The following is a 24,934-nucleotide window of genomic DNA, read 5'->3' on the forward strand; positions in this document are numbered from 1 at the left end:
TGAGCAGGATAGGTTCGTTACCACAAGGTAAACAACACAATGTGAAACATTTGTCCCAGTTAATGGGCCTACGACGTTTGGCGTAGGCCGCTGCCCTGCTTATCATTGCCAACCGTTCACCTCACACAACAAGAGTTCCCTTATGCGTCGCCTGCTGACCGGCATCCTCACCCTCACCCTGCTGCTGCTCAACACCCTGGTGCTGATCGGCCCGCTGCTGGTCTTCGCCCTGCTCAAGCTGGTTCTGCCCGGCCGGGGCCGCGACTATGCCTCGGCGGCGGTGATGTGGATCGCCGAAACCTGGTCGGAAATCGACAAGGCCATCTTCGCCCTGTGCATCCCCACCCAGTGGGACATCCGTGGCGTCGACAAACTGCGCCAGGACACCTCCTACCTGTGCGTCAGCAACCACCAGACCTGGGTCGACATCCCCGCGCTGATCGAAAGCCTCAACCGCCGGGTGCCGTTCTTCAAGTTCTTCCTCAAGAAGGAACTGATCTGGGTGCCGCTGCTGGGCCTGGCCTGGTGGGCGCTGGACTACCCGTTCATGAAGCGCTACAGCAAGGCCTTCCTCGACAAGCACCCTGAGCTCAAGGGCACCGACCTGGAAATCACCAAGGCTGCCTGCGAGCTGTTCAAGCGCCAGCCGGTGACCGTGGTCAACTACCTCGAAGGCACCCGCTTCACCGAGGCCAAGCGCGCGCAGCAGCAATCGCCCTACCGCCACCTGCTCAAGCCCAAGGCCGGCGGCGTGGCCTTCGTCTTGGCGGCGCTGGGCGAGCAACTGGACGCGCTGCTGGACGTGACCATCGTCTATCCCGGTGACCAGGCGCCGGGGTTCTGGGCGCTGCTCAACGGCAGCATCAGCCGGGTGATCATCGACATCCGCGTGCGCGAGCTGGACCCGGCGCTGTGCGCGGGCGATTACGAGAACGACCCGGCGTTCCGCCAGGCCGTGCAGGCGTGGGTCAACCAGCTGTGGCTGGACAAGGACCAGCGTATCGAGCAGCTGCGCGCCGAGATGCGCTGAAGCCACACGCGGCCCCTGTGGGAGCAGCCTTGCGGCCCTTTCGCGACACAAGGCCGCTCCTACAATGTCCGCGTCAGGCTTTTATACCGAAGGCTGGCTCAACGGCGCAGGGGTGTTCCACAAGCTCCCCAGGTTCTGCAGCAACGACCCGGCAATCCCCTGCTGCCCCAGGTATTGCAGGATCAGCGGCGCAAACTGGCCAATCATGCCGGTGTCCATGCCCAGCGCCTTGAACGCATTGTCCAGGTCGCCGCGGTTCTCCACCTGATTGCCCAGGGCGTTGCTCAACGCCGGGGCGGTCTTGTCGTTACCCAGAAACTGCCCCAGGCCACTCAGGCCGCCCAGGCCATTGGCCCCGGACAAGAGGTCCAGGCCCGGCACGGCCTTGCTCAGCTGGCCATAGTCGTCGCTGCTCAGGTTGTTACGCGCCAGCCCCAACATCGCCCCGGCACCGCCCACGGCCTGCTCGGGGGTGATCTTCAACTCGCTGCCCAAGGTATTGAGCAGGTTGGCCTGGGCCGCGGGTGCCTGGACCTGGCCGCTGTGCTGCGGGGTCTGCGCGGCGGACACCGCGTTGGCGACATCGCTCAGGTTAAAGGCGAACACCGGGCTCGCGGCCAGGGTCATCAGGGTTGCCAGGGTGAGTGCTTTCATCGGGAGGGACCTCGGTCGGCCGGAATGGCCGGGAAACGAGGCATATGACTGGCGCGCCGAAGCTTTGTTCCGGGCCGGCCATCGCTCGGCAAGCCGCCACCGCCAGGAGGTGGCTTGCCGGCGAACGCGCTTAGGCGGCGCTGAAGGTCCTGTGCGGGTCGATGACGAATTTCTTCGGCACGCCGGCATCGAACTCACCATAGCCTTCCGGCGCCTGGTCGAGGCTGATCACCTGCACCCCCACCACTTCGGCGATGTTGATACGGTCCCACATGATCGCCTGCATCAGCTGGCGGTTGTACTTCATGGTCGGGGTCTGGCCGGTGTGGAAGCTGTGCGACTTGGCCCAACCCAGGCCGAAGCGGATGCTCAGCGCGCCGATCTTGGCGGCGGCATCGACCGCACCCGGGTCTTCGGTCACGTACAGGCCTGGGATGCCGATCTTGCCGGCGACACGGGTCACCTGCATCAGCGAGTTGAGCACGGTGGCCGGGGCCTCGTGCTTGGCGCCTTCATGGCCATGGCCACGGGCCTCGAAACCGACCGCGTCAACGGCGCAGTCGACTTCCGGCTCGCCGAGGATGTCGACGATCTGCTCGTGCAGCGGCGTGTCCTTGGACAGGTCGACCACTTCGAAACCCTGGGCCTTGGCGTGGGCCAGGCGGGCCGGGTTGAGGTCGCCGACGATCACGCAGGCGGCGCCCAGCAGGCGGGCGGACGCGGCGGCGGCCAGGCCGACCGGGCCGGCCCCGGCGACATACACGGTGCTGCCTGGGCCAACACCCGCGGTGACGGCACCGTGGTAGCCGGTGGGCAGGATATCCGACAGGCAGGTCAGGTCGCGGATCTTGGCCATGGCCTTGTCGCGGTCGGGCAGTTTCAGCAGGTTGAAGTCGGCATACGGCACCAGCACGTACTCGGCCTGGCCGCCCGTCCAGTCGCCCATGTCGACGTAGCCATAGGCGCCACCGGCGCGGGCCGGGTTGACGGTAAGGCACACACCGGTGTGCATCTCCTTGCACGAACGGCAGCGGCCGCAGGCCACGTTGAACGGCACCGAGACCAGGTCGCCGATTTTCAGGCGCTCGACGTCACGCCCCATCTCGACGATTTCACCGGTGATCTCGTGGCCCAGCACCAGGCCGACCTGGGCGGTGGTGCGGCCGCGGACCATGTGCTGGTCGGAGCCGCAGATGTTGGTGGAGACCACCTTGAGGATGACACCGTGCTCGATCTTCTTGCCGCGCGGGTCCTGCATCTTGGGGTAGTCGATCTTCTGCACCTCGACCTTGCCCGCGCCGAGATACACCACTCCACGGTTACCAGACATGCTCTTACCTCGCTTGATTTGTATTTATGCAGCGGTGGTGGAAAGCGCCGCCGATTCCGTGGGCGGCCTGTGTTACTGGAATGAGGGGGATTGTGGGCTGGATGGGCGGTGGGGCGGTGACTGGATGCGACAGGGGGATGTCTTTTTGCGGCAGGCAAAAACTGGGGCCGCTTTGCGGCCCTTTCGCGACACAAGGCCGCTCCTACAGGACTGTGCGATCCCCTGTAGGAGCGGCCTTGTGTCGCCAAAGGGCTGCGCAGCAGCCCCGGCACTCGATCAGAGAACGACAGTGCGATTGGCGTTGAGGAACACCCGCCGCTCGATGTGATAACCCACCGCCCGCGCCAGGGTCAGGCACTCGATATCCCGCCCCTTGGCAATCAGGTCCTCGGGGTAGTGGCCATGGTCCACCACCTCGACGCCCTGGGCGATGATCGGCCCTTCGTCCAGGTCGTTGTTGATGTAGTGCGCCGTGGCGCCGACCATCTTCACGCCCTTGTTGTAGGCCTGGTGATACGGCTTGGCGCCCTTGAACCCCGGCAGCAACGAGTGGTGGATGTTGATCGCCCAGCCATCCAGGCGCCGGCACAGCTCCGGCGACAGCACCTGCATGTAGCGGGCAAGAATGACCAGCTCGGCACCACTCTGCTCGATCACCTGCAACACCTTGCGCTCCTGGGCCGGCTTGTCGTTGGGATCGAGGGCGAAGTGGTAGTAGGGAATCTTGTGCCAGTGCGCCAGGGGCTCGAGGTCGGGGTGGTTGGACACCACCGCGACCACCTCCATGGCCAGCTGGCCGATGCGCTGGCGGTACAGCAGGTCGTTCAGGCAGTGGTCGGCCTTGGACACCATGATCACCACCTTGGGCCGATGGTTGGGCGCGGTCAGCTCGAAGGCCATGCCGAAGGCTTCGCTGCGCTCGGCCAGGCCTGCGCGAAAACCGTCTTCGTCGAAAGCGTCCGGGGCGCGGAACTCCACGCGAATGAAGAACCGCCCCGACAGCCGGTCGTCGAAGGAATGGTGCTCGGTGACATAGCAGCGCTGCTCGTACAGGTGACGCGTCACCACATCGACCGTGCCGAGCATGCTCGGGCAGTCGGCGGTGAGAATCCAGGTGTCCGGTGCCCGACTCATGGTGCTGCTCCTTAGGCTTCGATGGCCAGGCCGTACTCGGCCGACGCGTCCTGCAGCCACAGCCACCAGTAGTCGGAGAAGCTGCGGCGAATCATCAGTTCCCAGGTGTCCTCGGCGGTGCGGCGGATCACCAGTTGCGACTTGGCGAACACCGTGCCGACGGCCTTGCCCACCGGGAAGTTGTTCGGGTGCACATCATAGCTGGTGGATTTCATCAGCACATCGCGCACGTTGGGGCCGCGCAGTTCGAGCAGGGTCTGCCCGCCACTGACGTTGACCACCTGGACATGCTGGCCGTCGAGGGCGTCGCGCAGCTTCTGCTCGACGGCGAACTCCTGGCCGCCGGGGACGATCAGCAGGTACTCGTCAGGGCCCATCCACTGCAGCGACATCTCGCCGTTGGCAACCACGGTCAGGGCCACCGGCAGTTCCAGGCCCAGGGCCTTGTGCACGGCGCCAGCGAAGGCAGGATCATGGCCATCGCCACGCAGGGTCAGGTGGCCGAGGAATTTCTTTTCGCGCAGGGTCACGCCTGCGTTCTTGCGGCCCTTGCCGACCAGGCTGGCCAGGTCGGCGTGGTGCAGCGGCGACTGGGCCTTGGCGTCGGAGCCGGGGTTTTGCTGGAAGACGTTGATAGCGCTCATGTGTTACCTGCCTTGAATTCTTGTTCGTCGATACGACGCAACGGTGTGGCCGGCAAGCCGGCGCCTACAAGCACTGCGTCGAACCCGTAGGAGCCGGCTTGCCGGCGAAGGGCCTGGCCAGCCCCCACAGGGCCGGATTCAAACGTTCTGCCGCTCACCCTTCGGATCGAAGAACACCGAAGACACGATCTCGGCTTCGATCACGCTGCCGTCGGCCTGCGGCGAATACACCCGCTCGCCCAGGCGCTTGAGGCCACCCTTGACCACGCCCATGGCGAACGAATAGCCCAGGGAGTTGGCCGCATAGCTGGAAGTGACGTGGCCGACCATGTCCATCGGGATCGGCTGCTTGGGGTCGAATACCAGCTGGGCGCCCTCGGGCAGCCAGACGTTCGGGTCCACGGGCTTCAGGCCCACCAGCTGCTTGCGGTTCTCGCGGGTGGTGTCCTCGCGGTTCATGCCGCGCAGGCCGATCCACGAGAAGGCCTTGTTGCGGCCCACGCACCAGCTCATGTTGAGGTCGTCCGGGGTCATCGAGCCGTCGGTGTCCTGGCCGACGATGATGAAGCCCTTCTCGGCGCGCAGTACGTGCATGGTCTCGGTGCCGTAGGGGGTCAGGTTGTACTTTTTACCCGCCTCGACGATCTGCTCCAGCACGCCCATGGCGTAGTTGGCCTGCACGTTGATCTCGTACGACAGCTCGCCGGTGAACGAGATGCGGAACACCCGCGCCGGCACGCCGCCGACCACGCCTTCCTTCCAGCTCATGAACGGGAAGCCGTCCTTGTCCAGGTCGATGTCGCTGACCTCGGCCAGCAGCTTGCGGCTGTTGGGGCCCGACAGGGTCATGGTCGCCCAGTGGTCGGTAACCGAGGTGAAGTACACCTTCATCTCTGGCCACTCGGTCTGGTGGTACAGCTCCAGCCATTGCAGCACGCGGGCGGCACCGCCGGTGGTGGTGGTCATGATGAAGTGGTTGTCGCCGACGCAGGCGGTGACGCCGTCGTCGAAGACCATGCCATCTTCCTTGCACATCAGGCCGTAGCGGGCCTTGCCCACATCGAGCTTGGTCCAGGCGTTGGTGTAGATGCGGTTGAGGAACTCACGGGCATCCGGGCCCTGGATGTCGATCTTGCCCAGGGTCGAGGCGTCCAGCAGGCCGACGCTGTCACGCACCGCCTTGCATTCGCGGGCCACGGCGCTGTGGATATCTTCGCCCGGCTTGGGGAAGTACCACGGGCGCTTCCACTGGCCGACGTCCTCGAACTCGGCGCCGTTCTTGACGTGCCAGGCATGCAGCGCGGTGAAGCGCACCGGCTCGAACAGGTGGCCGCAGTGCCGGCCCGCCACCGCGCCGAAGGTCACCGGCGTGTAGTTGGGGCGGAACATGGTGGTGCCCATTTCCGGGATGCCTATCCCCAGCGAACGGGCGGCGATGGCCAGGCCGTTGATGTTGCCCAGCTTGCCCTGGTCGGTGCCGAAGCCCAGCGCGGTGTAGCGCTTGACGTGCTCGACCGACTCGAAGCCTTCGCGGGTGGCCAGCTCGATGGCGGCGGCGGTGACGTCGTTCTGCTGGTCGACGAACTGCTTGGGCGCACGGGCGGTGCCTTTGTCGTGGGGCACCTGGAACAAGGCCACGGTGGCCTCTTCCTTGCGCGCCAGGGTTTTCGGCAGCGTGCCGACGCTGGCCTTGAAGCCGGCCTCGGTGGCGGCGCGCGCACCGCCTTCGAAGCCGTCGGCGATCACATCGCCCAGGGCATAGACGCCATTCACGCCACCGACGCACACGCGCTTCTGCGGCGCATCGCCGGGCACGAAGCCAAGGATGTCTTCACGCCACACCGGGCGGCCGCCCAGGTGCGAAGCCAGGTGCACCACCGGGCTGTAGCCGCCGGAGGTGGCGATCAGGTCGCACTCGAGGGTTTCACCGGGGCTGGTGACCTTGTGCGCCTGCACATCGATGGCCGCCACCCGGGCGCCAGTCACGTGCTTGCTGCCCTTGGCCTCGATCACCGCGCTGGAGGTGAGGATGCGGATGCCCTTGGCGCGGGCCTCTTCGACCAGCGAGCCGCGTGGGTTGTGGCGGGCATCGGCGATGGCCACCACTTGCAGGCCAGCATCGTGCCAGTCCAGCGCGGCGCGGTAGGCGTGGTCGTTGTTGGTCGACAGCACCAGCTTGCGGCCCGGGGCCACGCCATAGCGGCGCACATAGGTGGACACGGCGCCGGCCAGCATGTTGCCCGGCAGGTCGTTGTTGCCGTACACCAGCGGCCGCTCGTGGGCGCCGGCGGCCAGCACCACCCGGTTGGCACGCACGCGGTGCACGCGCTGGCGTACCTGGCCAATGGGCGCGCGGTCGCCCAGGTGGTCGGTGAGGCGCTCGTGGATGGTCAGGAAGTTGTGGTCGTGGTAGCCGTTGACCGTACTGCGCGCCAGCAAGGTGACTTCCGGCAGAGTTTCCAGCTCGGCCACCACGGCATTGACCCAATCGGCGGCCGGCTTGCCGTCGAGGGTCTCGCGGCTGTCGAGCAAGGTGCCGCCGAATTCTTCCTGCTCATCGGCGAGGATCACCCGCGCACCGCTGCGCGCAGCAGCCAGCGCCGCCGCCAGGCCGGCAGGGCCGGCGCCGACGATCAGCACGTCGCAGTGCTGGTTCATGTAGTCGTAGCTGTCCGGGTCGTTCTGCAGCGGCGCGCGACCGAGGCCTGCGGCCTTGCGGATGTACTTCTCGTAGGTCATCCAGAACGACTTGGGATACATGAAGGTCTTGTAGTAGAACCCGGGCGGCATCATGCTGCCGCCGACCTTGCCGATGATGCCCATCATGTCGTTGTTGACGTTCGGCCAGCCGTTGGTGCTGGTGGCGACCAGGCCGGCGTACAACGCCTGCTGGGTGGCGCGCACGTTGGGGATCTGGGTGGCTTCGCTGGCGCCGATCTGCAGGATCGCGTTCGGCTCCTCGGTGCCGGCGGCGATGATCCCGCGCGGGCGCGAATACTTGAAGCTGCGCCCGACGATATCCACGCCGTTGGCCAGCAGCGCGGCGGCCAGGGTGTCGCCGGCATAGCCCTGGTAGGTCTTGCCGTTGAAGCTGAAGTTCAGCACCTTGCTGCGGTCGATACGGCCGCCACTGGCGAGGCGATAGGTCTGGCTCATACTTTTTCCCCTTGGCCCTTGGCGGTCGCTGGCGCGGTGCTCTGTTTCGAGGCGGCGGTCACCTGCGGCTTTTCGCCGATCTTGTAGGTTTCCAGCACCTCGTAGGTCACCGTGTCACGGGTGACGTTGAAGTACTGGCGGCAGCCGGCAACGTGGTCCCACAGCTCGTGGTGGATACCGCGCGGGTTGTCGCGGAAGAACATGTAGGTGCCCCACTCCTCGTCGGAGCAGGCGTTCGGGTCCAGCGGGCGGGCGATGTGGGCCTGGCCAGACGCGTGGAACTCTTCCTCGGAGCGCAGCTCGCCGCAGTGGGGACAGAAGATTTGCAACATGACGGTTGTCTCCGGGTCAGTGGGCGACGGCAGCGGCGCCGTGTTCGTCGATCAGCGCACCGTTGTAGAAACGGTCGATGGAGAAAGGCGCGGCCAGCGGGTGCATCTCGCCCTTGGCCAGGCTCGCGGCGAACACGTTGCCCGAACCCGGGGTGGCCTTGAAGCCGCCGGTGCCCCAGCCGCAGTTGAAGAACATGTTCTTCACCGGGGTCTTGGAAATGATCGGGCAGGCGTCGGGGGTGGTGTCGACGATGCCGCCCCATTGGCGGTTCATGCGCACCCGGGAGAGGATCGGGAACATCTCGACGATCGCCTGCAAGGTGTGTTCGATGATCGGGTAGGAGCCGCGCTGGCCGTAGCCGACCCAGCCGTCGATACCGGCACCGATCACCAGGTCGCCCTTATCGGACTGGCTGATATAGCCGTGCACGGCGTTGGACATGATCACGCTGTCGATGATCGGCTTGATCGGCTCCGACACCAGGGCTTGCAGAGGGTGCGACTCCAGCGGCAGGCGGAAACCGGCCAGCTTGGCCATGTGTCCGGAATTACCGGCGGTGACCACGCCGACGCGCTTGGCGCCGATGAAGCCCTTGTTGGTCTCGACGCCGATCACCGCGCCGTTCTCTTTGCGGAAACCGATCACCTCGGTCTGCTGGATCAGGTCCACGCCCAGGGCGTCGGCGGCGCGGGCGAAGCCCCAGGCCACGGCATCGTGGCGGGCCACGCCGCCACGGCGCTGCACGGTGGCGCCAAGGATCGGGTAGCGGGTGTTCTTCGAGCAATCCAGGTAGGGGATCTCGGCCGCCACCTGCTCGGTGCGAATCAGCTCGCCGTCCACGCCGTTGAGGCGGTTGGCATTGACCCGGCGCTCGGAGTCGCGGATGTCCTGCAGGGTGTGGCACAGGTTGTAGACGCCGCGCTGGGAGAACATCACGTTGTAGTTGATGTCCTGCGAGAGCCCTTCCCACAGCTTCATGGCGTGCTCGTACAGGTGCGCCGACTCGTCCCACAGGTAGTTGGAACGCACGATGGTGGTGTTGCGCGCGGTGTTGCCGCCGCCCAGGTAGCCTTTCTCGATCACCGCCACGTTGGTGATGCCGTGCTCCTTGGCCAGGTAGTAGGCGGTGGCCAGGCCATGGCCGCCACCACCGACGATGACCACGTCGTAGACCTTCTTCGGCGTTGGCGTGCGCCACATGCGCTGCCAGTTCTCGTGGTGGCTGAGGGAGTGCTTGAAGAGGCCGAAGCCTGAATAACGTTGCATGGTGTTCTGCTCCACTCAGCGGTAGACCGGGAAGTCGGCGCACAGCGCGGCGACGTTCTTGGCCACATCGGCCTCGACATCGGCGTCGCCCAGGTTGTCCAGCACATCGCAGATCCAGCCGGCCAGCGCCACGCATTGGGCGACCTTGAAGCCACGGGTGGTGACGGCCGGGGTGCCGATGCGCAGGCCCGAGGTGACGAACGGCGACTGCGGGTCGTTGGGCACGGCGTTCTTGTTGACGGTGATATGGGCGCGGCCCAGGGCGGCGTCGGCGTCCTTGCCGGTCAGGCCCTGGCGAATCAGGCTGACCAGGAACAGGTGGTTGTCGGTGCCGCCGGAAACCACGTCGTAACCCCGCTCGATGAACACCTGGGCCATGGCCTGGGCGTTTTCGATGACTTGTTTCTGGTAGCTCTTGAACCCAGGCTCCAGCGCTTCCTTGAAGCACACCGCCTTGGCGGCGATCACGTGCATCAACGGGCCGCCCTGGGCACCCGGGAACACCGCGGCGTTGAGCTTCTTCTCGATCTCTTCGTTGGCCTTGGCCAGGATCAGGCCGCCACGTGGACCGCGCAGGGTCTTGTGGGTGGTGGTGGTGACCACGTCGGCGAATGGAATAGGGTTGGGGTACAGGCCAGCGGCAACCAGGCCGGCAACGTGGGCCATGTCGACGAACAGCAGCGCACCGACCTTGTCGGCGATCTGGCGAAAACGTGGGAAATCGAGGGTTTTCGAGTAGGCCGAGAAACCGGCGACGATCATCTTCGGCTTGTGCTCGACGGCCAGGCGCTCGACTTCGTCGTAGTCGATCAGGCCGGTATTGGTGTCGATACCGTATTGAACGGCGTTGTACAGCTTGCCCGAGGACGACACCTTGGCGCCGTGGGTCAGGTGGCCGCCGTGGGCCAGGCTCATGCCCAGGATGGTGTCGCCGGCTTGCAGCAGAGCCAGGTACACGGCGCCGTTGGCCGAGGAGCCGGAGTGCGGCTGGACGTTGGCATAGTCGGCACCGAACAGCTGCTTGGCGCGCTCGATGGCCAGCGCCTCGACCTTGTCGACGTGCTCGCAGCCACCGTAGTAGCGCTTGCCCGGGTAGCCCTCGGCGTACTTGTTGGTCAGGCCGCTGCCTTGGGCCTGCATCACGCGCTTGCTGGTGTAGTTCTCCGAGGCGATCAGCTCGATGTGATCTTCCTGGCGCTGCTCTTCGGCATTCATCGCCGCCAGCAGTGCGTCGTCGTAACCCTGGATCTGGTCTTGCTTGCTGAACATCGTGTATCTCCCGGCAGCGATCGTTTCTTGTCTAGTGAGGGTCTTCTCACCCTTTGCGCCGATGGTATGACCGGGCCGGGGGGCACAGATGCCTGCGCGCGCCTTGCAATGGCGCGTTTACGACATTCGCCTTCACGCGTCGCACGGGCCTGCAGGAGCCAGCCTTGCTGGCGAACCGCTTTGGCTGCCAGAGCAAGGCTGGCTCCTGCCGGTCAGCGTCGTGGCCTGTATAGGCAACCGCCAAATCGATGGTTTAGAGTGCGTGCCTGCGTCGTAAAAAGGACAGGCGTCATGACCAACAACAACCAGCAATTCGCCAGCGACAACTATTCCGGTATCTGCCCCGAAGCCTGGGCTGCGATGGAAAAGGCCAACCAGGGCCACGAACGCGCCTACGGCGACGACCAGTGGACCGAACGCGCCGCCGAGTACTTCCGCAAGCTGTTCGAGACCGACTGCGAGGTGTTCTTCGCCTTCAACGGCACCGCCGCCAACTCCCTGGCCCTGGCCTCGCTGTGCCAGAGCTACCACAGCGTGATCTGCTCCGAGACCGCCCACGTCGAGACCGACGAATGCGGCGCGCCGGAGTTCTTCTCCAACGGCTCCAAACTGCTCACCGCGCCCAGCGTCAACGGCAAGCTGACGCCGCAATCGATCCGCGAAGTGGCGCTCAAGCGCCAGGACATCCACTACCCCAAGCCACGGGTGGTCACCCTCACCCAGGCCACTGAAGTGGGCAGCGTGTACCGCCCCGACGAGCTCAAGGCGATCAGCGCCACCTGCAAGGAACTGGGCCTGAACCTGCACATGGACGGCGCGCGCTTCAGCAACGCCTGCGCGTTCCTCGCCTGTTCGCCGGCCGAGCTGACCTGGAAGGCCGGCGTCGACGTGCTGTGCTTCGGCGGCACCAAGAACGGCATGGCGGTGGGCGAGGCGATCCTGTTCTTCAACCGCGACCTGGCCGAGGACTTCGACTACCGCTGCAAGCAGGCCGGGCAACTGGCGTCGAAGATGCGCTTTTTGTCGGCGCCGTGGGTCGGGCTGCTGGAAGACGGCGCCTGGCTGCGCCATGGCCAGCACGCCAACCACTGCGCGCAGTTGCTGGCGTCGTTGGTGAAGGGCCTGCCGGACGTGGAGCTGATGTTCCCGGTGGAGGCCAACGGGGTGTTCCTGCAGATGCCGGAGCATGCGCTGGAGGCCTTGCGCAACAAGGGCTGGCGTTTCTACACCTTCATTGGCAGCGGCGGCGCGCGGTTCATGTGCTCGTGGGATACACAAGAAGCCCGGGTGCGCGAACTGGCGGCGGATATCCGCGCCATCGTCGGCAGCTGATCCAATGCTGGGAGGGCTTTGCCCTCCTTTCGCGACACAAGGCCGCGCCTACACAAACACACCGCCCCCTGTAGGAGCGGCCTTGTGTCGCGAAAGGGCCGCAACGCGGCCCCAGCGGCCTAAAGCCTGAACCCACCCATCTGCCGCGCCAGGTCATCGGCCAGGCCACGCAATGCCTGGCACTCCTCGCGACACCCCTGCACTTCGCTGGCCGTCAGCCGCGCCAGGTCGGAAATCCCTTGCACGTTGCGGTTGATCTCCTCGGTCACCGCCGACTGCTCTTCGGTCGCCGTAGCCACCTGCTCGTTCATGCCGCTGATGCGCTCGACCTGGTCGGTGATCGCCCCCAGCGAAGCCCCGGTGCGCTGGCTCGACTCGACCCCGTTGCCAGTCGCCTCGCGCCCGGCCTGCATCGATGCCACCGCGGTACCTGCACCCTGTTTGAGGCGCTGGATCATCTGCTGCACTTCGTCGGTGGAAAGCTGGGTACGCCGCGCCAGGGTACGCACCTCATCGGCAACCACGGCGAAACCACGCCCCATCTCGCCGGCCCGAGCGGCCTCGATGGCGGCATTGAGCGCCAGCAGGTTGGTTTGTTCGGAAATGCTGCGGATCACCGCCAGCACTTCATCGATCGAGGCGACTTCGTCGGCCAGTTGCGCGACTGCCTCGGCGGCGCGGCCGATTTCCCCGGACATGCCTTCGATATTGTCGACCGAGCGTCGCACCACCTCCCGCGCCTGCAACGCCTCGTCGCGCGCCGCCTGCGAAACGTGGGCGGCGGAGCCGGCGTTGCGGGCGATGTCCTGCACGGTCAGGCCCATTTCATGCACGGCGGTGGCGACCATCTCGGTCATTTCCTGCTGGCGGCCCGAGCGCTCGGCGGTGTTGTCCACCACCTGGGTCACCTGTTCCACCGACAGGTGCAGGCGCTCGGTGGTGCGCAGCACCTCGCCGATCAGCGCGCGCTGGCTGTCGAGGAAGCGGTTGAAGCCACGCGCCAGGTCACCCAGCTCGTCCTGGCGCGCATCGTCCAGGCGGTGGCTGAGGTCGCCCGCGCCACTGCCAATCTGCACTAGCGCCGCGGTAACCTGGCGGATCGGCCGCACCAGGCCACGGGCCAGCAGCACCACCAGCAACAGCGAAAGCAGCGCCACCGCGCCGCCGATCAGGCAGGTCTGCCAGATCGCCTGGCGCGCCTGGGCATAGATTTCGGCCTCGGGGACCTCAGCCACCAGGGTCCAGTTGAGGTCGCGCAAGGGCAAGCCCAGGGCCAGGTAGTCCTCGCCATCACGCTGGAAACGGCTACTGCGCAGGCCTTCACCCGCGCTCAGCACGGCCTTTGCCGCCGCGGCGTCCAACTGTTCGGCCAGTTGCCGCCTGCCGCTGTACTGCTGGTCGGGATGGACCTGGATCAAGCCATCGTTGCGTACCAGGAACACCTTGCCGTGCGCGCCGAAGCTGAAGTCGTGGATCAGTTTCGACAGCTCGGTCATGCGCAGGCCCATGCCGGCCACGCCCACCAACTGGCCGGCCTTTTCCACGCGGTAGTCGATGAACAGCGCCAGCTCACCGGTAGCACCGTCGATATCGATGTTGATCAGGCGCTCGGCGCCGCTGTCGATGTAGCCGTAGAACCACTGGTCCTTGGGGTTGGCGCGGCTGAGGGTGCGATCCAGGCCTTTCTCGTTGTAGTAGTGGCCGCTGCCGGTGGAGACGAACAGGGTGGTGAAGGCGCGATTGCGCTGCTTGGCGGTGTCGAGGTATTCGATGAAGCGCGGCAGTTCGGCGGGGGCTTCGCCTGCGGCCAGCCAGTCGCGCAGCAGGGTGTTGCCGGCGATGTCCGCCGCAGCCACCAAGGGCTGGCCGAGCATGCGCTCGATATCGTTGCGTATGGCTTCGATGCTCGCCGGCAGCGCCGTGTCGAGCAGGTAGCGCTCGGTGAGGCGGTTGAGCGCCACCGTATAGATCGCCACCACCACCAGGATGCTCGCCAGCAGGGCGGCGCCCATGCTCGCGATCAATTGCCACTGGATGCTTCGCCGCCAGATACGCATGCCCTTGCTCCCCGATAATTATTGTTTTTCGGGAAGTGTATACACTTAAGTATCCAGTTATTCCAGTGATCCGCGACAAGGCTTGGCGCGCCCAACGCTCCAGCAGGCAGGCCGAAAACAGCGTAGGAGCCGGCTTGCCGGCGAACACCGGCACAGCCGGTGCCATTCACCGCGGCGCCTGGTTCGCCAGCAAGGCTCCTACGGTTTAGCCGCGCGCAGGCGCGTCAGACGTCGGAGACGGCCTTGCTGATGGCATCGACCGTGGCGTCGATCTGCGCCTGGGTACGCTCGAGGGTCTGGGCGTGCTCGCGCTGCAGCTCGATCTGCTTGGAGCACAGGTTCAAGGCCGCCAGCACCAGCAGCTTGTCGCCGATCAGGGTCGGGTAGTTGCGCTTGGTTTCAGCCAGGGCAACGTTGAGCATGCGCACGGCCTGGGAGAGAGTTTCCTCCTGGCCTTCAGGCGCCTTGAGCGAATAGTCGTTGCCCAGGATCGACACGACGTTGACCGGCTGCGCTTGCAGTCTCATGCGTTCACGACACCCGCGCTGGCGCGCTCGACCAGGGCCTGGATGCGGGCGGCGGTGGCGCCGTGCTTCTCTTCCTGTTCCATCAGGGACAACTGCAGGCTGTCGTTCTCTTCCTTGGCCTGGGCCAATTCCTGGCTGAGGCTGGTGTTCTGTTCGCTCAGCTGGGCGTTTTTATGCATCAGGTCGCTGACCAGTTGCTCGAGTTGATTCAGGGAAGTTTCCAACATGCGTCTATCTCGGGTTGTTGCAGAGGGCGCACACGATAAGGAAAAACCTGCGCCCCCGCCATTAAATATAGGATTCAGGAAGTGTTTACCCGGTCAGGTTGACAGGCCAACCCCTACCTTGTTCCGACCTGGGTCAACCGCTGGTCAGGAAAATAGATAGCTGGCTCACAATTTCATCATTTCGGCCTCAAGACTCGGCGGTCACGACCGATAGCTCGGCAGGTCACTCTTAGTCGCATGGATCGCGGCACCTCATCTGCCTTGGAAACCGCCTCCATGTCCCTACGCAATATGAATATCGCGCCCCGCGCGTTGCTCGGTTTCGCCGTGATCGGCGTGCTGATGCTCGGCCTGGGTATTTTCTCGCTGATCCAGATGGGCAACATCCGCCAGGCTGGCGTGACCATCGAGCAAGTCAGCGTGCCCAGCATCAAGACCCTCGACGAACTGACCGCGCTGAACCTGCGCCTGCGCACCCTCTCCTACCGCCTGCTGCTCAACCGCGAGCCGGCCACCCAGCAGGAGACCCTGCGCCTGCTCGACGAGCGCAACGCGCAGATCGACAAGGCCCGCCGGGCCTATGAGCCGTTGGTCACCGCCGCCGACGAGAAAGCCGCGTTCGACCAGTACGGCCAGTTGCTCAATCAATACCGCCAGCTCGAGGCGCGCATGCGCAGCCTGAGCCAGGCCGGCGACCTGGACGCCCTGCGCGGCCTGCTCAACAGCGACCTGCTGGCCAACTCCGAGCAGATCAACAAGGTGATGGACACCCTGGTGCGCATCAACACCGACCAGACCGCCGACACCAACGCCGCCGCCGCCAGCCAGTACGCCGGCGCCTTCGCCCTGGTGATCGGCCTGCTGATCGCCGCCACCGTGCTGACCCTGCTGTTCGCCTTCCTGCTGACCCGCAGCATCGTCAAGCCCATCGAGGAAGCGCTCAAGGCCGCCGAGCAGATCGCCGAAGGCGACCTCACCCATACCATTCGCCCCGATGGCACCGACGAAGCCGCGCGCCTGCTGCAGGCCATGGCCAAGATGCAGGACAAGCTGCGCGACACCCTGCAGCTGATCGCCGGCTCCGCCACCCAGCTGGCCTCCGCCGCCGAGGAGCTGAACAGCGTCACCGACGAAAGCGCCCGTGGCCTGCAGCAGCAGAACAACGAGATCGAGCAGGCCGCCACCGCCGTCACCGAGATGACCAGCGCCGTGGAAGAAGTGGCACGCAATGCCGTGAGCACCTCCGAGGCCTCCGGCGAGGCCAGCCGCTCGGCCGGTGATGGCCGCGACCTGGTGATGGAGACCGTGGGCGCCATCGAGCGCATGAGCGGCGACGTGCAGGCCACCGCCAAGCTGATCAGCCAGCTGGCCGAGCAGTCCCGCGACATTGGCAAGGTGCTCGACGTGATCCGTGGCCTGGCCGACCAGACCAACCTGCTGGCGCTCAACGCCGCGATCGAGGCCGCCCGCGCCGGTGAAGCCGGCCGTGGCTTCGCCGTGGTCGCCGATGAAGTACGCGCCCTGGCCCACCGCACCCAGCAGTCTACCAGCGAGATCGAGCGGATGATCGGCAGCATCCAGGGCGGCACCGAGCAGGCCGTGGACTCGATGCGCACCAGCACCGAACGCGCCGAATCGACCCTGAACATCGCCCGTGGGGCGGGCCTGGCGCTGGACACCATCGCCGGCGCGGTGGCGCAGATCAACGAGCGCAACCTGGTGATCGCCAGCGCCGCCGAGGAGCAGGCCCAGGTGGCCCGCGAGGTGGACCGCAACCTGGTGAACATCAACGACCTGTCGGTGCAGAGCGCCACTGGGGCGCATCAGACCAGCGCGGCAAGCGCCGAGCTGTCGCGCCTGGCAGTGGACCTCAGCGGCCTGGTGGCGCGCTTTCGCACCTGAAAATGCTGGGGCCGCCTTGCGGCCCACCGCGGCTAAAGGCCGCTCCTACCAGGGAACGCGTATCCCTGTAGGAGCGGCCTTGTGTCGCGATGGGCCGCAAAGCGGCCCCCGACACGCTCGGATCAATACTCGATCCGCACATCCCCCTTCGGCACGCTGCAGCACGACAGGATGTAGCCCTCGGCCTCATCCTCCTCGGTAATCCCGCCGTTGTGCTCCATCTCCACCTCGCCGCCGAGCTTGAGCACCTTGCAGGTGCCGCAGATGCCCATGCCGCAGGCCTTGGGGATCATCAGCCCGACCTTGGCCGCCGCCGCATGCACGGTCTCGCCCGGGGCCACGCGAATGCTCTTGTCGCTGCCGACGAACTCCACCAGGTTGAGGTCGGCCACGTCCAGTTCCGGCGCATCGGCCGCCGCTTCGGCGTGCTCCACCGCATCGGCCTTGGCCTCCGGCGGCGTCGCGCCGAACGACTCCTCGTGGTAGTTCTTCATGTCGAAGCCGACCGCCTCGAGCATGCGCTTGACCGCGTTCATGTAGGGGGTCGGGCCACAGCAGAAGATCACCCGGTCCATGTAGTCTGGCGCGATCAGCTCCATCAGGCGCTGGTTGAGGTAACCGCGATAGCCTGCCCAAGGCTCGCCCAGGCCGTGCTTCTCGCAAACGATGTGCAGGCTGAAGTTGGGGATGCGCGAGGCCATCTGCTCCAGTTCGCGGTGGAAGATGATGTCTTTCGGCGAGCGCGCGCTGTGCACGAACACCATGTCGACGTTGGCGTTGGTGTCGTAGAACCAGCGCGCCATGGACATCACCGGGGTGATACCGACGCCACCGGACAGGTACAGCACCTTGCCCGCCGGGAAATCGATGGCATTGAACAGCCCCACCGGCCCGTGCACCGGCAGCTCGGCGCCTTCGTGCATGGTGTCGTGGAGGAAGTTCGATACCAACCCGCCCGGCACCCGCTTGACCGTGATCGAGAAGCTGTAGGGCACCGACGGCGAGCTGGAGATGGTGTAAGAGCGCATCACCGGCTTGCCTTCGATCTCCAGCTCCAGGGTGACGAACTGCCCGGGCTTGAAGAAGAACATGATCGGCTGGTCGGCCATGAAGCAGAAGGTGCGCACGTCCCAGGTCTCCTGGATGACCTTGACGCAGCGCACGATGTGGCGGCCATTGGCCCAGGTCTGGGTGGTGACCGGATTGAGGAAGGTATCGGACATGTTCATCTCCAGCAGCCGACTGTCGGCCTTTCTTATGGCTCCGATAATGCGCATCCCGCCGCCGCCGTACATTCCCATCCGCGACATCGGCGTGCTTATCGCGACCAGCCCCGCACTACAGGGGCTGGCGCGTCGGAATTCGATTCGGCCATGTCGCCCATGGACATGGTCGTTTCAGTGCCCGAACGCACACTCCTCGGCAAAACCAACTGCTGTTTTCATACGCAGACAGCCTTGCGGCACAACAACAACGATTAGCCACCTTTTGCTGGCCGCACGCGGCCCCGAGGACCACACGATGGACGTCACCGCAACCCTGAGCCTGGGCGATCCACTGGAACCTGCACGCAAGGCCACCGCCGAGATGCTGCAGACCCGCGAGCGCACCTACTCGCTGCCGCAGCCGTTCTATTGCGACGAGCGCCTGTTCCAGATCGACCTGCAGGAGATCTTCCACAAGGAATGGCTGATCGCCGGCCTGGTGTGCGAGATCCCGGCCAAGGGCAACTACATCACCCTGCAGATCGGCAAGAACCCGATCATCGTGGTGCGTGGCGCCGAGGGCAAGGTGCATGCCTTCCACAACGTCTGCCGCCACCGCGGCTCGCGGCTGTGCGTCAGCGAGAAAGGCAAGGTGGCCAAGCTGGTCTGCCCTTACCACCAGTGGACCTACGAGCTCGACGGCCGCCTGCTGTTCGCCGGCACCGAGATGGGCGTCGACTTCGACATGAACCAGTACGGCCTGAAGCCGGTGAACGTGAAGGTGGCCGGTGGCTATATCTTCATCAGCCTGGCCGAGAACCCGCCGGCCATCGACGAGTTCCTCGCCACCCTGGACCACTACATGGAGCCGTACGACATGGAGAACACCAAGGTGGCGGTGCAGACCACCTTGATGGAAAAGGCCAACTGGAAACTGGTGCTGGAGAACAACCGCGAGTGCTACCACTGCAACGGCTCGCACCCCGAATTGCTCAAGACCTTGCTGGAATGGGACGACACCAATGACCCGCGCGCCAGCCAGGAATTCAAGGACCACGTCGCCGCCTCGGCCGCGGCCTGGGAAGCCGAGAAGATTCCCTACCTGCACAAGAGCCATGGCTTGCGTAACCGCATCGTGCGCATGCCGCTGCTCAAGGGCACCGTGTCGATGACCATGGACGGCAAGGTGGCGTGCAAGAAGCTGATGGGCCGGATCAAGAACCCGGACCTGGGCTCGATGCGCATCCTGCACCTGCCGCATTCGTGGAACCACTGCATGGGCGACCACATGATCGTGTTCACCGTGTGGCCGATCAGCGCGCAGGAGACCATGGTCACCACCAAGTGGCTGGTGCACAAGGATGCGGTGGAGGGGGTGGATTACAACCCCGAGGACATGCGCAAGGTGTGGGACGCCACCAACGACCAGGACCGTCGCCTGGCCGAGGAGAACCAGCGCGGGATCAACTCCACGGCGTACCAGCCCGGGCCCTATTCGAAGACCTACGAGTTCGGCGTGGTGAATTTCATCGATTGGTACAGCCAGCGGTTGCTGAACAACCTTGGCGCGGAGCCGGCGGCTTATCTCAAGGAGATCAAGGCGCAGTAACGGCGTTAAACGCCTTCGCCAGCAACGCTGGCTCCTACATGGAACGCGTACGCCTGTAGGAGCCAGCGTTGCTGGCGAACCGCCCTATGATCCACGCACAAGCTTCGCCAGCAACGCTGGCTCCTACAGGTTACATCCGGCGGCAAACTGTTCGACGCTACACGCCCCCTCCCGCCTAGACTCTCCCAATAGCCAAGGGAGATCACGGATGAACCTCGCACACGCCCACCATCTGCGAAAAGGCCGCTACTCCAAAGCCGGGCGAGTCTACATCGTCACCACGGTGGTAACAGGCAGAGAGCCCTTGTTCCAGGACTTCCAACTTGCCCGCACCCTAGTCGCGCAACTGCGTCATGCCCATGACCAACAATGGGTGTCCAGCCTCTGTTGGGTGATCATGCCAGACCACCTGCACTGGCTGATCGAACTGCGCCAGATTGGCCTTTCCAATCTGATGCGCAGGGTCAAATCCAGAAGCTCGCGATTCATCAACGCAGCTGCAAATCGCCAAGGCCGCCTGTGGCAAAAGAACTTCCACGACCATGCCCTGCGCAAGGAACACGACCTGCGCGCCACCGCCCGCTACATCGTCGCCAACCCACTACGCGCCGGACTCGTCACAACCCTGCGCCATTACCCACACTGGGATGCCATATGGCTTTGATCAAAAAACGATCAAACCCGTGTAGCCCGCAAGCTGCAAGGCCGCGCGCCATGCACAAACACTTTATCCACAGGACCGCCAACAGCAATTGTGGAAACTATCGCCAAGGGTGATTGATCAAATATTGATCAAAATGGTACAGCCCTCTGATTTAAAGGGCTGCGGGGGTAGCCGAACACCTTTTCCACAGGGTCGCCAACAGACTTTGTGAACGAATAGCCTGGACTCGCCAAAAATCTGTGGATAAGCCCTTAACCACCCGTAAACCTTTAACTTTCGGCAAAACCGGGAGCAATTGATCATTTTTTGATCAAGACGACGCAGCCCAATGAAATCGCGGCATACAGAACTAACCGAACATATTATCCACAGAGCGACCAACAGCGATTGTGAGTAATCTCAGCCCCCAGTCACCAGGCCAAATAAAAAAGCCACGGACAATGCCGTGGCGAGTATTGAACAAAAATTGATCAAACCTTTGCAGCCACCGAGAATAAAGGCCTACAGCAACAGGCAAACACTTTATCCACAGAGCGGCCAACAGTTTTTGGGCAAAACCGCTCAGCGCAGCACCCCCTCCTCCACCAGCAGCTTGAGGATCGCCTCGGCACCTTCCTGTGGCGAAACATCCTTGAGCACCTTGCCACCGCCACCACTGGCCTTCGCCGTCGCCGCCTTCATGCGGTCGGCGCCACTCTTGGCCTTGATCACCTTCAGCCGCTTGGGCCGGGGCCGCGCCGGCTGCAAGGCCTCCGCGCCCAGTACCGGGTCGTCCACCACCACCACGTTGCGCGCCGCCAGCACACCCCGGCGCGCCGGGCCGAACGCGCTTTGCCGAGGCTTGGGCGCAGCGTTATCCACAGTCGCCAACAACGGCAAGCGCACTTTCAGGCGACGACGCTGGCCCCGTGGCAAGGCCTGCAACACCTGGGCGGTGCCATTGTCGATGGATTCCACCTCAGCCAGGCCCACCACCAGCGGCCAGCCGAGCTTCTCGGCCAGCAGGAACGGCAGCATGCCCGAGCCCTCGCCCGTTTCGGCCTGGCTGCCGGCCAGCACCAGCTGGGCCCCGGCATCGCGCAGGTAGTCGCCGAGCACGCCCAGCACGTCGGCGCCAGCAGGCTGCTCGAGCACATCCAGGTGCGCCAGGCCCATCCCCAGGTAACCCCGCAGCGCCTCCTCACGCGGGTCGCCGGCATGCACCACCTGCAAGTTATCCCCAGCCAGCTGCAAGCCCAGCTCCACCGCCCGGGCATCCTGCTCGGCGCGGCGCGCACGGCCGGAGCTGGGGTGGGCGCCAATGGAAACCAGGCTGATGACTTTCGTACTCATGCTCGCGCCCCTATGCCGCGTCGCGCTGGCCGCCGCTGCGGAAGTTGTCCACAGCCTCGATCAGTGCCTGGAGAATCGCCGAGCTGTCGCCAATCACCGACAGGTCGGCCCGTTTGATCATGTCGCAACCTGGGTCCAGGTTGATCGCCACCACTTTGTCGCAGGCGCCGATGCCTTGCAGGTGCTGGATAGCGCCGGAGATACCCACAGCCACATAGACCCGCGCCGTGACCCAGGTGCCGGTGGCGCCCACCTGGCGGTTGCGCGGCATGAAGCCATCGTCCACCGCCACCCGCGAGGCCCCTTCGGTGGCACCGAGTGCCGCAGTGGCCTTGTGATACAGGTCCCAGTCCTTGACGCCGTTGCCGCCGGAGACGATGAACTCGGCCTCGGCCATGGCGATGGTCGCCGGATCCACGGCCACCGAACCGAGGTCTTCGATGCGCGACAGGCTGCGCGCCACGCCTGTGGACAACTCCACCGGCAGCGCTTCGTGACAGGTTTCGCTGACCGGCTCGGCGCATTCCGCCGCGCCCAGGATCAGGCGTGGCACGGCGCGTTGCAGGTCCTGCTGGCCGGCACCGGCGCGGCCGATGCACTGGCCGTCCTTGATCTGCCACACCCGCGTCGCCGGGCGTTCGCCCAGGGCCGCGCCGAGGCGCCGACCCAGCTCGCCGCCACCGGCGCGGCTGTCGGGCAGCAGCCAGTGGCGTGGAGTGAACTGGTTATCCACAGCGCGCAGGCCCTGCACCAACTGCTCCGGTGCATAACCCTCGAAGGCCTCACCTTCGATGACCAGCAGGCGGTCGACACCGGCTGTGGAAAAGTTGTTTTCCTTGTGCTCGCCGAACACCACCGCCAGCACCGCGCCGTCGCTGCCGGCCAGGCCATGGGCCAGGCCGAGCAAGTCGCGGTCGTGGCTGCTCAGGCGGCCGCCGACCATGTCCGGCACCACGGCGATGTAGAACGCCGGTGCTGGCACCTGGTGCAACGGCAACTGCACTTCGACCGCCGCCGTGCGCCGCCCGCCGACACCGGTGCCCTGCTGGGCGCCGCTGCGGTCGATGCGCTTGAGGCCGGCCGGGCCGATGAAGCCGGCGGCGAGCGCATGGGGGTTCTTGCGGATCAGGCCATTGGGGCCCATCCAGCGGGTCTGTTGCGTCTGCATCGCCGCGTGCAGCGGATGCAGGCGGTTACGGGCGATCCACTCGGCGCGTGGGTCGCGGCGGATGACGTCGCTCATCAGTGCACCTCCGCAGGTTCACGTTTGACCGTTGGCGACTTTGCGGCCGACGGGGTTTGCTCTTCGATCAGCACATCGGCCACCAGCTCGGCGAGGTCCTTGATCTGCGGGCGCGGTTCGACCACGCCTTCGAGCATCGCGGTGCACTGCGGGCAACCCACGGCCACCAGTTCGGCCTCGGTCTCGCGGATGTCGTCCATGCGCATGTCCGGGATCCGCTGTTTGCCAGGGATGTCGGTGATCGGCGCACCGCCGCCACCGCCGCAGCAGCGGGAACGGAATCCCGAGCGCTGCATCTCGCGCACTTCGATGCCCAGCGCCTTGAGCACGGCGCGCGGGGCTTCGTACTCGCCGTTGTAACGGCCCAGGTAGCACGGGTCGTGGTAGGTGACGCTGCCACCCTTGTGCTGGCCGAGATTGAGTTTCTTCGCTTCGATCAGTTCGGCGATGTAGGTGCTGTGGTGCTGCACCTGGTACTCACCACCCAGCGCGCCGTACTCGTTCTTCAGCACATGGAAGCTGTGCGGATCGCAGGTGACGATGCGCTGGAACTTGTACTTGGCCAGGGTCTGGATATTGCGCTTGGCCAGGTGCTGGAAGGTCGCTTCATCACCCAGTCGCCGTGCCACGTCACCGCTGTCGCGCTCTTCCAGGCCGAGCACGGCAAAGTCGACGCCGGAGGCCTTGAGCACTTTGACGAACGAGCGCAGGGTGCGCTGGTTGCGCATGTCGAAGGCACCATCGCCGACCCAGAACAGCACATCGGTGGCTTTGACCTGCGCCAGCAGTTGCAGGTTGAGGTCGGCCGCCCAGTTCATCCGCCCACCGGGAGCGAAGCCGCCGGGGTTGTCGGTGGCGATCAGGTTGTCCAGCACCTCGGCGCCCTTGTTCGGCGTCGCGCCCTTTTCCAGGGTGAGGTGGCGGCGCATGTCGACGATGGCATCGACGTGCTCGATCATCATCGGGCATTCCTCGACGCAAGCCCGGCAGGTGGTGCACGACCACAGGGTTTCGGCATCGACCAGGCCATTGACGATCGGCTGGTGCGGGTGACCGCCGTGTTCGCCGAGCGGCTTGCCAGGGTAGGGGCTGCCAGCGAACTGCGCATCGGTGCCGCCGGCCAGGCCGATGACCATGTCCTGGATGAGCTTTTTCGGGTTCAGCGGCTGGCCGGCGGCGAAGGCCGGGCACATGGCCTCGCACTTGCCGCACTGCACGCAGGCGTCGAAGCCGAGCAATTGGTTCCAGGTGAAGTCCACTGGTTTTTCCACGCCCAGCAGAGCGTTCGGGTCTTCCAGGTCCAGCGGCTTGAGGCCGGTGGAGCGCCCCCCGCCGAAGCGCTCGGCGCGGCGGTGCCAGGCCAGGTGCAGGGCGCCGGCGAAGGCGTGTTTCATCGGCCCGCCCCAGGTCATGCCGAAGAACAGCTCGGACACGCCCCACAGCACGCCGACGCCCAGCACGGCCACCAATACCCAACCGCCGGTGCCTTCCGGCAGGATGCCCGCCACCGGCAGCGTGGCGATGAAGAAGCTCGCCGCGAACATCAGCAGGCTTTTCGGCAGGCGCATCCACGGGCCCTTGGACAGGCGCGCAGGAGGGTTGAGCCGCCGTTTGAAGACGAACAACGCGCCAGTGAACATGATCAGCGTGGCGACCAGCAAGGCATAGCCAAGGATCTTGCTGTGCAGGCCCAAGCCGTGCACCACGATCGCCAGCACGGCTGACAACACGAAGCCGCCAGCGGTGGCCACGTGGGTCTTGGACATGTACTTGTCGCGCTCGACCACGTGGTGCAGGTCCACCAGGTAGCGCCGCGGCATGGCCAGCAGGCCGCCGAGCAGGTCGACCTTGCTTGGCCGCCCACGCCGCCACATGCGCACCCGGCGCAGGGCGCCAAGCACCGCCAGCGCAAGGGCGGTGAACAGCAGGATGGGTAGAAGGGTGTTCAACATGGGAAGCTCCCACAACAGCTGGATTCTTGCGCCACTCCCAAGAGCGGCGCGGACCCCTGTAGGAGCGG

The 24,934-nt window shown here is 65.2% G+C and carries 20 protein-coding genes and 2 pseudogenes; 6 read left to right on the plus strand and 16 right to left on the minus strand.

The genetic code is table 11. The annotated features are described in order from the left end of the window. Positions 1 to 142 precede the first annotated feature (142 nt). Complete coding sequence (yihG, locus tag KSS95_RS01300; protein ID WP_217850918.1) at positions 143 to 1,030, plus strand: 1-acylglycerol-3-phosphate O-acyltransferase, YihG family; 888 nt, start codon at positions 143 to 145, stop codon at positions 1,028 to 1,030. An 81-nt stretch (positions 1,031 to 1,111) separates the two neighbouring features. Here yihG and KSS95_RS01305 read toward each other — a convergent pair whose 3' ends face one another. From KSS95_RS01305 to KSS95_RS01340, 8 genes are all read right to left on the minus strand, one after another. Beyond that, the gene (locus tag KSS95_RS01305; protein ID WP_217850920.1) at positions 1,112 to 1,684 is read right to left on the minus strand and encodes a DUF2780 domain-containing protein; all 573 of its coding nucleotides are present in this window, start codon (positions 1,682 to 1,684) and stop codon (positions 1,112 to 1,114) included. A 130-nt stretch (positions 1,685 to 1,814) separates the two neighbouring features. After that, on the minus strand, positions 1,815 to 3,014 hold the full coding sequence (fdhA, locus tag KSS95_RS01310) for a formaldehyde dehydrogenase, glutathione-independent (RefSeq protein WP_134689878.1): 1,200 nt from the start codon (positions 3,012 to 3,014) through the stop codon (positions 1,815 to 1,817). 276 nt (positions 3,015 to 3,290) lie between these two features. After that, positions 3,291 to 4,148: a formyltetrahydrofolate deformylase gene (purU, locus tag KSS95_RS01315; RefSeq protein ID WP_217850921.1), complete on the minus strand. Its 858-nt coding sequence runs from the start codon at positions 4,146 to 4,148 to the stop codon at positions 3,291 to 3,293. 11 nt (positions 4,149 to 4,159) lie between these two features. After that, entirely contained in the window at positions 4,160 to 4,792 is a 633-nt protein-coding gene (locus KSS95_RS01320) for a sarcosine oxidase subunit gamma (protein WP_217850923.1), read from the minus strand. Between the two features lie 138 nt (positions 4,793 to 4,930). Continuing rightward, positions 4,931 to 7,948, minus strand: coding sequence for a sarcosine oxidase subunit alpha (locus tag KSS95_RS01325; RefSeq protein WP_217850925.1), 3,018 nt, complete (start codon positions 7,946 to 7,948; stop codon positions 4,931 to 4,933). Beyond that, the gene (locus tag KSS95_RS01330) at positions 7,945 to 8,280 is read right to left on the minus strand and encodes a sarcosine oxidase subunit delta (RefSeq protein ID WP_217850927.1); all 336 of its coding nucleotides are present in this window, start codon (positions 8,278 to 8,280) and stop codon (positions 7,945 to 7,947) included. Before KSS95_RS01330 ends, KSS95_RS01325 begins: the two co-directional genes overlap by 4 nt. A gap of 16 nt (positions 8,281 to 8,296) precedes the next feature. Continuing rightward, complete coding sequence (locus KSS95_RS01335; RefSeq protein WP_134689883.1) at positions 8,297 to 9,547, minus strand: sarcosine oxidase subunit beta family protein; 1,251 nt, start codon at positions 9,545 to 9,547, stop codon at positions 8,297 to 8,299. A 15-nt stretch (positions 9,548 to 9,562) separates the two neighbouring features. Continuing rightward, positions 9,563 to 10,816, minus strand: a complete 1,254-nt coding sequence (locus KSS95_RS01340; protein WP_217850929.1) for a serine hydroxymethyltransferase — start codon at positions 10,814 to 10,816, stop codon at positions 9,563 to 9,565. Between the two features lie 291 nt (positions 10,817 to 11,107). Between KSS95_RS01340 and KSS95_RS01345 the strand changes: the two genes are divergently transcribed. Continuing rightward, positions 11,108 to 12,148 (plus strand): threonine aldolase family protein, encoded by a 1,041-nt coding sequence (locus KSS95_RS01345; RefSeq protein ID WP_217850930.1) that lies wholly within the window; start codon positions 11,108 to 11,110, stop codon positions 12,146 to 12,148. Positions 12,149 to 12,267: 119 nt separating this feature from the next. Here KSS95_RS01345 and KSS95_RS24725 read toward each other — a convergent pair whose 3' ends face one another. The 4 genes and pseudogenes from KSS95_RS24725 to KSS95_RS01360 form a co-directional block, all read right to left on the minus strand. Then, positions 12,268 to 13,005: a methyl-accepting chemotaxis protein gene (locus tag KSS95_RS24725; RefSeq protein ID WP_437179594.1), complete on the minus strand. Its 738-nt coding sequence runs from the start codon at positions 13,003 to 13,005 to the stop codon at positions 12,268 to 12,270. Positions 13,006 to 13,131: 126 nt separating this feature from the next. Beyond that, positions 13,132 to 14,205, minus strand: a pseudogene (locus KSS95_RS24730) (HAMP domain-containing protein); the annotation flags it as partial. A 224-nt stretch (positions 14,206 to 14,429) separates the two neighbouring features. Continuing rightward, the gene (locus KSS95_RS01355; RefSeq protein WP_134689887.1) at positions 14,430 to 14,732 is read right to left on the minus strand and encodes a cell division protein ZapA; all 303 of its coding nucleotides are present in this window, start codon (positions 14,730 to 14,732) and stop codon (positions 14,430 to 14,432) included. After that, on the minus strand, positions 14,729 to 14,959 hold the full coding sequence (locus KSS95_RS01360) for a hypothetical protein (protein WP_134689888.1): 231 nt from the start codon (positions 14,957 to 14,959) through the stop codon (positions 14,729 to 14,731). The genes KSS95_RS01355 and KSS95_RS01360 overlap by 4 nt, the downstream gene beginning before the upstream one ends. A 291-nt stretch (positions 14,960 to 15,250) precedes the next feature. On the opposite strand from KSS95_RS01360, the pseudogene KSS95_RS24735 reads away from it, so the two are divergent. Beyond that, positions 15,251 to 16,006, plus strand: a pseudogene (locus KSS95_RS24735) (MCP four helix bundle domain-containing protein); the annotation flags it as partial. Beyond that, a complete protein-coding gene (locus KSS95_RS24740) occupies positions 15,998 to 16,861 on the plus strand; it encodes a methyl-accepting chemotaxis protein (protein ID WP_437179595.1) in 864 nt (287 codons plus the stop codon). The pseudogene KSS95_RS24735 and the gene KSS95_RS24740, both read left to right, overlap by 9 nt. Positions 16,862 to 16,983: 122 nt before the next feature. Here the strand turns inward: KSS95_RS24740 and gbcB are convergent, their stop codons facing one another. Next, positions 16,984 to 18,084 carry a glycine betaine monooxygenase reductase subunit gene (gene gbcB / locus KSS95_RS01370; RefSeq protein WP_217850936.1) on the minus strand — a complete coding sequence of 367 codons (1,101 nt, stop codon included), beginning with the start codon at positions 18,082 to 18,084 and terminating at the stop codon, positions 16,984 to 16,986. 298 nt (positions 18,085 to 18,382) lie between these two features. Between gbcB and gbca the strand changes: the two genes are divergently transcribed. Both gbca and KSS95_RS01380 read left to right on the plus strand, forming a co-directional pair. Next, on the plus strand, positions 18,383 to 19,675 hold the full coding sequence (gene gbca, locus KSS95_RS01375) for a glycine betaine monooxygenase oxygenase subunit (protein ID WP_217850955.1): 1,293 nt from the start codon (positions 18,383 to 18,385) through the stop codon (positions 19,673 to 19,675). Between the two features lie 208 nt (positions 19,676 to 19,883). After that, complete coding sequence (locus tag KSS95_RS01380; RefSeq protein WP_217850965.1) at positions 19,884 to 20,339, plus strand: REP-associated tyrosine transposase; 456 nt, start codon at positions 19,884 to 19,886, stop codon at positions 20,337 to 20,339. A gap of 561 nt (positions 20,340 to 20,900) precedes the next feature. Here the strand turns inward: KSS95_RS01380 and etfB are convergent. The 3 genes from etfB to dgcB are packed head-to-tail and all read right to left on the minus strand — an operon-like array spanning position 20,901 to position 24,866. Then, on the minus strand, positions 20,901 to 21,671 hold the full coding sequence (gene etfB, locus KSS95_RS01385) for an electron transfer flavoprotein subunit beta (RefSeq protein WP_217850967.1): 771 nt from the start codon (positions 21,669 to 21,671) through the stop codon (positions 20,901 to 20,903). Positions 21,672 to 21,681: 10 nt separating this feature from the next. After that, complete coding sequence (gene etfA / locus KSS95_RS01390) at positions 21,682 to 22,914, minus strand: electron transfer flavoprotein subunit alpha (RefSeq protein ID WP_217850969.1); 1,233 nt, start codon at positions 22,912 to 22,914, stop codon at positions 21,682 to 21,684. After that, positions 22,914 to 24,866, minus strand: coding sequence for a dimethylglycine demethylation protein DgcB (gene dgcB, locus KSS95_RS01395; RefSeq protein ID WP_217850971.1), 1,953 nt, complete (start codon positions 24,864 to 24,866; stop codon positions 22,914 to 22,916). The genes etfA and dgcB overlap by 1 nt, the downstream gene beginning before the upstream one ends. Positions 24,867 to 24,934 lie beyond the last annotated feature (68 nt).

The sequence above is a fragment of the Pseudomonas muyukensis genome (assembly GCF_019139535.1).
In the GTDB taxonomy this organism is placed as follows: domain Bacteria; phylum Pseudomonadota; class Gammaproteobacteria; order Pseudomonadales; family Pseudomonadaceae; genus Aquipseudomonas; species Aquipseudomonas muyukensis.